Annotated in this window: 6 protein-coding genes; 2 read left to right on the top strand and 4 right to left on the bottom strand. The window is 59.5% G+C overall.

What is annotated here, in order from left to right; all coding sequences use genetic code 11:
- Positions 1-104: 104 nt before the first annotated feature.
- From JSS95_07890 to JSS95_07875, 4 genes are all read right to left on the bottom strand, one after another.
- Positions 105-2,162: a DNRLRE domain-containing protein gene (locus tag JSS95_07890; protein ID MBS1799730.1), complete on the bottom strand. Its 2,058-nt coding sequence runs from the start codon at positions 2,160-2,162 to the stop codon at positions 105-107.
- A gap of 275 nt (positions 2,163-2,437) precedes the next feature.
- Positions 2,438-4,036, bottom strand: a complete 1,599-nt coding sequence (locus JSS95_07885) for an acido-empty-quinoprotein group A (GenBank protein ID MBS1799729.1) — start codon at positions 4,034-4,036, stop codon at positions 2,438-2,440.
- A complete protein-coding gene (locus JSS95_07880) occupies positions 4,033-5,130 on the bottom strand; it encodes a c-type cytochrome (GenBank protein MBS1799728.1) in 1,098 nt (365 codons plus the stop codon). The genes JSS95_07885 and JSS95_07880 overlap by 4 nt, the downstream gene beginning before the upstream one ends.
- A gap of 78 nt (positions 5,131-5,208) precedes the next feature.
- On the bottom strand, positions 5,209-6,111 hold the full coding sequence (locus tag JSS95_07875; protein ID MBS1799727.1) for a sugar phosphate isomerase/epimerase: 903 nt from the start codon (positions 6,109-6,111) through the stop codon (positions 5,209-5,211).
- 490 nt (positions 6,112-6,601) lie between these two features.
- Between JSS95_07875 and JSS95_07870 the strand changes: the two genes are divergently transcribed.
- On the top strand, positions 6,602-9,766 hold the full coding sequence (locus tag JSS95_07870; protein MBS1799726.1) for a TonB-dependent receptor: 3,165 nt from the start codon (positions 6,602-6,604) through the stop codon (positions 9,764-9,766).
- Between the two features lie 159 nt (positions 9,767-9,925).
- Positions 9,926-11,953: an FAD-dependent oxidoreductase gene (locus JSS95_07865; GenBank protein ID MBS1799725.1), complete on the top strand. Its 2,028-nt coding sequence runs from the start codon at positions 9,926-9,928 to the stop codon at positions 11,951-11,953.
- Positions 11,954-12,003: the final 50 nt, after the last annotated feature.

Genomic DNA, 12,003 nt, shown 5'->3' with positions numbered 1-12,003 from the left:
TCCTGAATTGCATCCTCAGTACCGGGCGAGCAAGCTGGCTGTCTCTTCCCGCTCCGGCTGATACTCCGTCGTTCGCCTTGTCTCCTGGCGACAGAGACAAGTGATTACTGACAAACCAGGCCGACAGTGATCATGTTGTATGGAGGTCCCGCAGTCTCGGTGAAAGCGATACTGATGCTGTCTCCTCCGACTACCGAGAAAGTATGCGTGATGTCCCGGCAACTGGAAGCATTCCCGTTCGTCGTTACGGAACAACTCATCGACGTCGCCGCCTTGTTCTTGTAAACCGTGATCGTCGTCGTGTCGGAACCGGCGGCATAATAGTTATTGACCCCGACGTTGAGAGCACTCATCGTGCAGGCAATCGGCATAGCCACAAAATTCGTCGTTGTCGAAGTCCCGATTGAGCCGTTGCTAGTGAAACTTACCGAGCTGCTGAGGGGAGATATGTAGTATGTCGATCCCGGAGATGGCTCTCCATTCGTAAAGGAGGTCACAAAACTAACAGCATTAACCCCGCTGCCATTGGCCCCCGCCGGTCCCGCCGGCCCAGTCGCACCCGTTGCGCCAGTCGGCCCACTTGGTCCAGTCGCACCCGTAGCGCCATTCGTGCCGTTGGTTCCGTTTGTTCCAGCCTTGGCGAGAAGCGCCCATTTCACATTGCTGATGTCCGGCTGGAAGCCGACGTTGCCGGCTACCAGAGAGATATAGCTGGAACCGGTGTACGAGACTGCATCGCCCAGTGCATAGGTCGTTGCGATGTTCCAGGCACCTTGGAAACTGACTGGGGGGCCTTGCGGTCCTTGTGGGCCGGCAGCTCCCGTCGCGCCGGTGGCTCCCGTCGAACCTGCTGGACCAGTGAGTCCTTGAACTCCCTGTATCCCTTGCGGGCCGGTGGCTCCAATCGGGCCGGCAGGACCGGTGGCTCCAGTCGCGCCAGTAAGACCGGTTGCTCCCGTAGGCCCGGTCAATCCAATTGGACCAATAAGGCCGGTAGCGCCAGTCGCACCCTGCTGGGCGAGCAGCGACCACTGGGCCGGAGAACTGTTCGGCTGATGGTTGATATTGGCGATCACCAGAGAGATATAACTGGAGCCGTTGTACGAAACCGCATCGCCAAGCTCATAGGTTGTCGCATTGCTCCACGCGCCCTGGAAGCTGACTGGAGTGCCTTGCGGACCAACAGCTCCCGTAGCGCCGGTGGCTCCAGTCGGGCCTGCTGGACCAATGGGGCCTTGAACTCCCTGTATCCCTTGCAAGCCGGTGGCTCCAGTTGGACCGGCAGGGCCAGTTGCACCCTGCTGGGCGAGCAACGACCACTGGGCCGGAGAACTGTTCGGCTGATGGTTGATATTGGCGCTCACCAGCGATATATAGCTGGAGCCGTTGTACGAAACCGCATCGCCAAGCGCATAGGTCGTAGCGTTGCTCCATGTACCTTGAAAGCTGACCGGGGGCCCCTGCGGTCCTGTCGCTCCCGTAGCGCCCGTTGCCCCGGCGACTCCTGCTGGACCGGCAGGCCCCTGAATTCCCTGTAATCCCGGAACGCCCTGCGCACCCGCGGCTCCCGTGATTCCAATCGGCCCGGCAGGACCGATTGGTCCCTGCGAGACCAGCGTTACGTCGAGCCGCGCAACATGGCCAGTCTCGTCATTCTCCTTGCTGTCGAAGAGCACATTGGCCGCACTCGATGCCAGCGCAAACCCGGTATCGTTGGCCGATGCATTCAGCCACGCCTGCACCTGCGCCGTTACATCGACGGAGATAAACTGTCCGGGAATGGAGACCGGAAAGCTGCCGATCGAGCTTCCCGTCGCCGGTGCCGTCGTCGCAGTCACGCTGTATTCACCCCAGGGCACCGATACAGGCGAAACACTCACCGCGCCCGCGGCGTTCACTCGGTTCACAAAGACGGTCAGCAGCGCGCGCGATATCTGCGCCGAGGTCGTTCCCGCAGGCAGCGTCTTCAGATCGAACTGAAGGAAGGCGATATTGCCATTGCCGACATACAGATTCGAAAGCGCGCCATAGTTAACGGAAGCGTGGGCGGAGTTAACGCTCGCATCGCCGCTCAAAGTCACATCAAGGGCAGAGGCCTCGTAAACGCCGGAAGAAAGCAGGCCGAGGCAGAGTACGAGCCGCACGAATCCAAATCGCTTCAAAATAGACACTCCTATCAACAGACCAAATATGGTTGAAGCCTAAAGGCCGCAGCACCACCGAGAACCAGGAAGAGATACAGTGAAAAGCGGGTGCGCAATTCCATTGCCACGCCGTAAGTGTTCCCTTATCAAGGGATACGTTGCCACCTTATAGGGAATTGGTCGCTATACTCGTACAACTTTTGGGGTATATGCGGCTCCAAAGGAGCACGATCCGATCACGGTTCAGAGTGGGCTACTGACGAACTCGCCAGTAGCACCTCCTGTATCGCCGCTTAGTTCATGACGAAGGCAAACAGCTTGTCTCCCGCACCAACGAGCAGGTATTGATGGCCATCCAGCTCATACGTAATGGGGCCGTTCGACATTCCTGTGCTCAAGTTGGCGTGCCATAGCGGTTGGCCGGTGGTCGCATCGAGCGCGACAAGATTGTTGTTCGGATCGCCCGCAAACAGGAGGTTTCCAGCCGTGCTGAGCAGCCCGCCCTTGTTGCCTGGTGCCTCCCACGGGTGGCTCCACTTGATCTTGCCGGTGCGATAGTCAATGGCTTCGAGCATCGTCTGAGACCAACTTCCCATCTGATGTCCGCCCCAGCCCTCCGGCTTGTCACTATCGTCGTAGATGTAAAACATCGAATACGAGCGCGTGGCGTTCACGTAGAACAGCCCCGTTGCGGGGCTGTACGTCGGCGGCTCCCAGTTCACTCCGCCTGAGGCGTCCGGCGAAACCAGTACGCCGGGGATCTGAGGCTCTTTGGCGGGGTTGGGAATCGGCTGCCCTTTGGCGTCCAGACCCTTGGTCCAGTTCGTCTTCACAAACTCGGAACTGACATAGTTCTTTCCTGTCTCGCGATCCAGCACGAAGAACCAGCCGTTGCGGCTTGCCTGTGCCAGCAGCTTGCGCGGTTTGCCATCGATCTCGCCGTCGAAGAGGACCGGCGTCTGCACCGCATCCCAGTCGTGGGTGTCGTGCGGCGACGGCTGAAAGTACCAGGCCATCTTTCCGGTATCGGCATGGAGCGCCACGATGGACTCCGTGTAGAGATTGGCCCCCTTGCGTCCGTTGGCGGCAATCACGGGCTGCGGATTGCCCGTACCGACGTAAAGAAGATTCAGCTCCGGATCGTAGGTCGGTGAGATCCAGGTCATGCCACCGCCGTGTGCCATCGCATCGGCATTGGGCCACGTCTCAGACCCAGGCTCGCCCGGTTTGGGCACAACCGACCAGCGCCACTGCAATGCGCCCGTCTCCGGATCGTGGGCCTCGAGAAATCCGGGGCGGTCCAAATCGTCTCCGCTGACGCCGGTGATGACATGGTTCTTCACCACCAGGGGAGCCACCGAGCCGTAATACATCTGGTCCAGGTCGCAGACGGGCTGGCTCCAAAGTTTCTTTCCATCGGCCAGGTTCAGCGCGACGAGGTTGCAGTCCGGCGTCTCAAAGTACAACGAATTGCCCAGGATGCCGACACCGCGATTGCCGATGTGGATGCCGCCCTTCGAGGTCCACTCGTAGTGCCACAATGCGCGGCTGGTTCGCGCGTCAATCGCCCACACGTGGTCCGGCACCGTAATGTAGATGACGCCGTTGACGACTACCGGCGTACCTGCAATCCGCCGGAGCATGCCTTCACCCATATTAGGTAGCTGATAGAGCCACGCAAGACTCAGCGACTTCACATTCCTGTCGTTGATCTTGGTCAGCGCGCTGAAGCGCCTGCCGGAATAATCTCCGTTGTAAGTCGGCCAGGAATCCGGTGCCGGATGAAGCAGTGCCGCTGGATCGAGGCCCCCGCCCGTCTGCTGCACCTGGCCTGCGACCTGCATGGAAGCAAAGGTGGACAAGGCAAGAAAGAGGGTCGAAAGAAGCTTCATTGCAGGGTCTCCAGGTAAGACACGACGTCGTGAATGTCCTTGTCGGTGTATATGTCGAGAAGCGCCTCATGACCGGCATACGGATTGTGCTTCTCTACCTTGAGAGCGGGGCTGCGGGGGAAGCTGTAGTACCGGCCTTCCGCATCTCGCAGGGAGACATTGAAGCTGTCGATATTCGTGGCCATTCCGGTCACCGCTGCTCCGGAGGGCGTTGTAACGGTAATGGTTCTTACACTGTGTTGACGGGAGGCCGTGCCCTGCTTCGTGATCACGCGATTCTCTGGAAACACGACCTTCTGCTGTAGAGCTGGTGGGGCGTACTTACTGCCGACGTGCGCAAGATCGCCGGTTGCCGAGTGGCACTTCGCGCACCCTCCAGCGCCTTCGAAGTAGAGCTTGCCCGCTTTAGGGTCGCCTACCAGAATATCCAGCGGATGGTTGTTCGGGCCTGAACGAAGCGTGTCGCCGACCTGCTGATGCAGGAAGTGAGACAGGTCCTCCACCTGCTCTTTGGTCAGATCGACCGGCTTGCTTTTCGGGTGCCCCTGCGCAAGATATGGCCCAATCGTACTGCCGTAGCGATCGTGCAGCACCACGACCGACCGCACCAGATCGGCGCCACGACTGCCACCGCGCGCACGTGTTCCGTGGCAGGTAATGCATTGCGCAATATAAACCGTCTTGCCCCGCGCGGCAGCCACTTCATCGACGACTTGTTTGTCGTTGGGGCCAACTTGATCCATCATGCTGGGCTTGCGCGGAGTCTTGGCTGTCTTCTCCGGAGCTGTGGCTGCGCCGGCTTCACCATTCAGAGGAAACGCCGTCGCGAGATAGCTGACGATCTGGTCGTACTCATCATCGCTAATCTTCGCTCCACGTCCGATCATGTTCGAGACGGTCGTACCCCATTGCTCCCGGCTCATCCTGCGCCCGGTAAACATCTGCACGTTGTGGCAACTCGAGCAGGCGCGCTGGACGGCTTCGCGGTTCGCACCTTCCGGCAACTGAGTTCCGGATGCCTGCCCGGAAGCGGCCGCTGGAGCCAGACTCGCCGTCAGTAGAAGACAGAGACCGATCAATCTCACGAGAAACATGCTTATTTCGCACCTGCAACAGTCAAAATCAAAATCGTCTCAAACCATCTGCATCGCATTTTTGAGGAAAAGCACCGGCTAAGCCGAGGAACGCATCTCGCCAGACAGAATGAGAGCAAAGCGGCGCCGCATGTCCTTCAGGTAGTCCGCGTCACCCGAGCTGAGTTCGAGCGTGGCCGTCCCACGATAGCCAATCTCTTCCAACGCTGCATAGACGGCAGTCCAGTCGATGTCGCCGTCTCCCGGAGACACCCAGCGCGCCACATTGGCGCCGCTGGCCTTATCGTGCCGGAACGAAAAGTCCTTGATGTGCAGCTTCACAATCCGCTTGCCCAGAGTGCGAATCCAGTCCTGCGGATAGCCGTAGAGCACAACGTTGCCTACATCGAAGTAGGCGCGCACCCGCGGGGAGTTGTACTCGTCGATGTAACGCGCAAACTCCAGCGGACTGAGCAGAAACTTGTTCCAGACCTCTTCGAGGGCGAGTGTTACGTTTAGCTCTTCGGCCAGCGGAATCAACTTGCGAATGGCTACCTGCGAGCGCGTGTACGCATCCTTATACGCGGTCTTGGGATTCACCACGCCCGGCACCAGAAGCACCGTCGAGGCCCCCCAGAGATGCGCATTTCGAATGGAGGTGCGCGCTCCCTCCAGGCTCTTCTCCACCTCCGCAGGATCGGAGGAGGAGAACGGATACTTCCAATGATCCATATTCATCACGGAGTGAATCGGCAGGCCGACCTTCTCCGAAGCGGCCTTCATCGACTCCGCCTCGGCCCGATCCGGTGTCGTAGGGCATTCGATCTGCTCAAAGCCGCAATCCCTGGCGAGTCGAAAACGCTCCAGAACCGGCAGGGCCGTGGGAAGCATGTTGTACTCAACGGCCATATGAATCGGCAGCCGGGTATTGGCTCGAGCAGGCAGGGTGGACATCACAGTCAGTGCGGCGGCGTTCTGCAGAAAGCTTCGGCGATTCATCATGGATGGCTGAAATCCTCGCATGTTACGGATAGCGTGTGCAAGACAATCGGAACCTACCGCAATGCAGCTTTAAGTTTCGGTCACCGGGCCGATTCGATTCATGCAGCGCACTACGATCTGAAAAACCTCAAGCAGATTGCGTTCGCAGCCATCAATAACCATCGAAGGTGATGTTCGGACAACGAAACAGGATCATCTTTCTTCAACTTCTCACCCTGAAACAAGCTCAACGACAGCGACTTTAGCATCTTTTTAGAGCTTTTTACAATTACACAATCTTTAATTGGCTGCAAAAAATTATTAAAAACAGTTGCTAAGAAGCAAAACGTAATCAATACTTGCTCCACACGCCGCAAACATTGATTTTTTGAGAGGTCACCCCATGTTCCATCTCAACGCCCTCCCCAGCCCCTGCAATATCCCCCGACATTCACCCAGATGGACCGCAGTCCGGTTCCTTCTTATGGCACTTCTGGTTTTGGGGTCTACCGTGTCAGGAAGATCCCAGACTGTAAACGCAACCTTGCGCGGCACCGTGATGGATGCGACCGGCAGCGTCGTCACGAAAGCTCAGGTCGAACTCTACGAGCCCTTGACCGGCCAGAAAGTACGCGCGGCGACCTCAAACGACAATGGCGACTTTGAGCTCAACGAATTGAAGCCCGGCACCTATGAGCTTCGTTGCAGCGCTCAGGGCTTCAAGCAGTTTGTGGCGCAGAACATCATCCTCGACAGCGGACAGGTACGCCGCGTAAACCCATCGCTCGCTCTCGGCGCGACGACGGAAGAGGTCACCGTCTCGGCGGGAGCCGCTGTCATCTCGACGGAATCGTCGACGCTGGCTGGCTTGTTTACGGCGAAGCAGCATGACGATTCGCCGCAGGTCACCATCTATCCATCGACCTACGCCATGTTGACGACGCTCTCCGGCGTGCAGGGCGGCACGGGGTCGCCGATCGCAAATGGCCAGACACAGCAGCAGCAGTCGCAGACCTTCGACGGCATCGCCAACGACCTTCAGGGCAACCAGAGCAACAACGCCAACTTCTTCGAGCAGGTCTCGGCTTCGCTCTTCAATGCTCCGGCCGAGAGCGCCGTTCCCGTACAGATCAACCTGGTGACCAAGCGCGGCACCAACAAGTTCCACGGTAGCGCCAGCTATCGCATCTACGATTCCGTCTTCAACGCGCGCGGCTACTTCACCACCGTTAAATCCCCATACCTGCAGCACGAATGGAACCTTGAGGGCGGAGGCTACATCTGGCGCGACCGCACCTTCTTCTACGGCCAGTGGTTCGCCCAGAAGATTCCGCTGGGCTACCAGGCGCTGGCAAACGTTCCCACAATGGCGATGCGCTCCGGTGTCTTTGCAACACCCATCATCGATCCGCAGACCGGCCAGCCCTTCCCCAATAACACCATTCCGGCCTCACGCATCAGCCCGGTAGCCAAGGCCTTTCAGGACAACTACATTCCCGCCCCGAACAACGGCCTGGCGACAGCTCAGGCCAACAACTACGCCTTCCAGTTCCCCTTCAACACCGATCTCTATCGCGGCGACTGGCCGATGGCCCGCATCGACCATCAGTTGACCAAAAACAACACCTTCTTTGTGCGCTGGCTGATGCGTCAGACGCCTTATGTGCTGAACAACGGCCTTCCCATCCTGGTGTGGACCCGCAACCGGCGGCATCAGCAGTGGGCCGCTGGCGACACGCATCTGTTCACGCAACAGCTGGTGAATGAGTTCCGCTTCGGCTACTCCACCGACTACATGATCGACGGCCAGACCAACGCCGGGCAAACGCCTCCCGACGGCGCACAGGTGCTGGCCAAAACCGGTCTGCAGGGATCGAACCCCAGCAACAGCAAGGGACAGGGGTTCCCCAGTATCTCCTTTGGCGGTTCTGGTTTCACTGCTTTGACGAACGTCGCCGGAGGCACCAAAGCGAACAACCATATAACGACATTCGCCGATACGCTCACCTGGCAAAAGGGCCGCCATGTTGTGAAGTTCGGAGGCTCGGCGGTCCACTTCAGCAACTTCTACGGCTTCGTCAATGACTACGGCACGTTCAGCTTCAACGGCTCTATTACGAAACCAAGCACTGGTGCCACCCCCGCATCGGCCTACGCTGACTTTCTGCTCGGTCTTCCACAAACGAGCCAGCGCACCAATCCGCTCAGCGGCCGTACACAAACTCTGAACGAATACGGCCTGTTCGCACAGGACTCATTCAAGATCTCGCCGAAGCTGAACATCGATTACGGCCTGCGCTGGGACATCTACGGTACACCCTCCGCAGCCGACCACCTGATGTACAACTTCGACCCGACGACAGGAAACGTCGTCGTCGATCCAGGCGGAATCTCGAAGGTGAGCCAGTTCTATCCCAAGACGATCACGGTCCAGTCCGGCAACGTGCGCGCTCTGGTCGATAAAGGCAACGTCGCTCCGCGTGTAGGTGCGGCCTATCAGGTAACGAGCCATTCCGTCATACGTGGAGGCTACGGTCTCTATATCTCGCGTCTGGGAGCTTCCAACGCATTCAACAACTTCCTCCCGATCAATCCTCAGCTTGGGTCAACCGGACCCTTCTCGATCAGTGAGGTCTACAACAACAACACCAATGGCTGCTTGTTTTCCTTCCCGAACCCTTATCCTTCCTGCGCCGGCGCGACGCCTCCCAGCCAGAGCATCCTGGGCTATCCGCGTCAGGCCAGCCACGGTCATATTCACCAGTTCAGCGCGACCTACGAGATCGAGCTGCACAACACCGGCTTCCGCGTCTCGTATGTCGGCTCCAGGAGCACGGGGCTGAACTATTCGGTGAACATCAACAAACCTCAGCCGAGCACAACGACTTGGACGGCATCGCGCAACCCCTATCCGCAATTCGTATCGGCGACGCTGGTCCGCTACGACGGCAACGCCAATTACAACGGTCTGCAGTTCGATGTTCGTCGCCGCGTCGGCTCGTTTACCTTCACGGCCAACTATTCCCTGTCGAGCAGCCAGGCAAATTTCCTGGACACGGAGAACCCGTACAATGTGCTGTCCCGTTATGCGAACGATGGCCTGACGCGACGGCACTACAGCTCGGGCACACTGACCTATGCGCTCCCGTTCGGCCACGGCAAACGGTATCTGAACGGAGCCGGAGGGATGACGGACCGTGTCGTGGGCGGCTGGTCGACCAATGTAATCACCTATCTGGCGTCGGGCACCTGGTTTTCGCCATCGTTTACCGGTTCCGACCCCTCAGGCACCAACACTCTGACTGGCCTGCCGGATCTGGTCGGCGATCCGAACAACATCTCCGGTGGCAAGTCGAAGACGAACTGGTTCAATCAGGCCGCCTTCGCTATTCCGCAGAAGGGAAACTTTGGCAATGCGCTGCCGTTCAGCCTGCAGGGCCAGAACCTCTATCAGACGCACGTCTCGATCATCAAGAGCACTCCGATCACCGAGCGCGTGAAGTTCAACTTCGTCACGCAGATCTCCAACCTCTTCAACCACGCGCAGTTCGTCAACCCCAGCGGAAGCATCAGCTCCGCGACCGGCAATCAGTTCACCAGCCAGATTGGAACCTTTGGCGGGTATGAGGTGGCAACGCCGCGGAGCATTACCTTCCAGGGCGCGTTCGTCTTCTAGACCGCACTTGAAGTCTTTGCAGGGCCTCGCGGCTGGTATTGCGAGGCCCTTTCTGTTTAACGGCACCGGTTGGATCGGGTCAAGCATTCCCGTGTTGCTGCGACAGGATATGGGTGCCTTCTCAGTAGACTACTTATACAAACGATCCAGGGAGTATCGGTGAACAGGAAGAGAAGGCATCTGCGGCAATCGCGTTGGATCCAACTACTGGCAATCGGCGCATGTTGCGTCACAGGTCTCTATGGCGAGACGGCGGGCGGCAACCACACGCTGCTCGATGCCATGCGCGTCTCTGCCGAAGGCGATGCAGCACAGGCCCTGGTCACACCCGCCGCCGGACCCGTGCGTCAGGTCCGCTGCGACATCGTCATCGTCGGCGCGGGGCTTGGCGGAGTCAGCGCTGCCCTTGCCGCCGGCGATCACAGCGTCTGTATGACCGAGCCCACCATGTGGGTGGGTGGCCAGGCGACCTCGCAGGGAGTCTCCGCCTTCGACGACAACAAGTGGATCAACACGACCGGCGGCACGACCTCCTATCTCGCACTCAGCAACTCCATCCGCAGACACTACGCCGCGTTTCGCCGCGACACCTCGCAGACCGTCGAGCAATCGATCTCGATCCAGGGGCCGATGTCGAACCCCGGCGGCTGCTGGGTCGGCCGCCTCTGCTTTGAACCCGAACCAACGGCCAAGATCCTCATGGACATGCTCGAGCCTTCGGTTCGCAGCGGAAGAGTTCAACTGTGGCTCCATACCGTTCCCGTCGAAGTCACGCGCCGGGGCGCGACGATTCGCAGTGTGCTGGCATACGACTTCGAGCGCTCGCAGTGGCTGCGGCTCGAGGGCAGATACTTCATCGAGGCCAGCGAGCTGGGCAACTTCCTCCGCCTCAGCGGCCTGCCCTTCCGCACCGGGGCCGAGTCGCAGGCCGAGACGCACGAGCGCGACGCCCCCGCGCAGGCCGACCCGCACGCCGCGCAGAGCTTCACCTACCCGTTCATCTTCGAGCGCCGCCCATCGCCCGAGGGCACAGACGAGCCGAAGCCCCCCGCATATGAGAGCTTCCTCAAGCACTACAGCCTTACCATCGACTACGGCCACGGCAAGCTGCTGACCTACGGCGTCTTCGAGGCGCGGCCAAAGATGCCGGGCTCATTCTGGGTCTATCGCCGGTCTATCGACGCCTCGCGCTTCAACCCGCAGGCCTTTCCCTACGACCGCAGCATGATCAACTGGAACAGCAACGATCACTGCGACGCGAACCTGCTGGGCGACGATCCTCTGCTCCAGGCCCGCGCCTTGCAGGACGGCAAGCGCGCCTCTCTCGGCTTCGCCTGGTGGATTCGTCATGCCGTTCCGCGCGACGACCACTCCGGCGCAGGCTATCCCGAACTCGCCGTTCTTCCGCACGCCATGGGAACCAGCGACGGACTCTCGCAGCATCCATACATCCGCGAGTCGCGCCGCATCGTCCCTCTGCGCACCATCGTTGAAGAAGACCTTGCAGTCGATTTCCAACCCGGCTCGCGCGCGGCGCACTACCCGGACTCGGTCGGCATCGGCTGGTATCCCATCGACATCCATAGCTGCGAGCACAAGGACTTCACCTCACAGACCAGGCCCTACGAGATTCCGCTTGGAGCGCTGATCGCGCGGGACGCAACCAACCTGATGGCCGTCGGCAAGACCATCGGAGCCACGCATATCACCAACGGCGCCTATCGCCTGCACCCCACCGAGTGGTCGACGGGCGAAGCCGCCGGAGCAACACTGGCGTGGTCGCTCGACCATGCCGTCACCCCTCGCAGGCTCGACGCCGATCCATCGCAACTGGCAAAACTGCAACGAGAGCTGGTCCAGCGTGGGCACCCCGTCTTCTGGTACGACGATGTGCCCGTTGACTCAGAAGACTTCGCCGCCATGCAGATGGGTGGCGCGCGCCATTGGTGGGCCCCCGACAGCCAGACGCTTCACGGCAACCCCGAAAGCCCCGTAACCAAAGGAGAAATCGCCAGCCCGCTGCACATCCAGGCATCTCCCGATACTGACACTGCACAGTGGGACGATCTGCGTCGCGCGGGAGAGCGTGTCGGCTCACGCTCGGGAACCATCACGAGAAGAGAACTTGCATCGTGGATGCTTGAACGGATGGACGCGCGTTCCGGCGGCAGGCCAGGCAATAAATAATCTATGCAGTGTTGCGAATTACAAAAAACCGCACAGCTGATTTATCGAAA

The sequence above is a fragment of the Acidobacteriota bacterium genome, from assembly GCA_018268895.1.
GTDB lineage: Bacteria > Acidobacteriota > Terriglobia > Terriglobales > Acidobacteriaceae > Edaphobacter.
The sequence above is the reverse complement of the archived record's forward strand: the minus strand, read 5'-3'. Positions and strand labels throughout refer to the sequence as shown.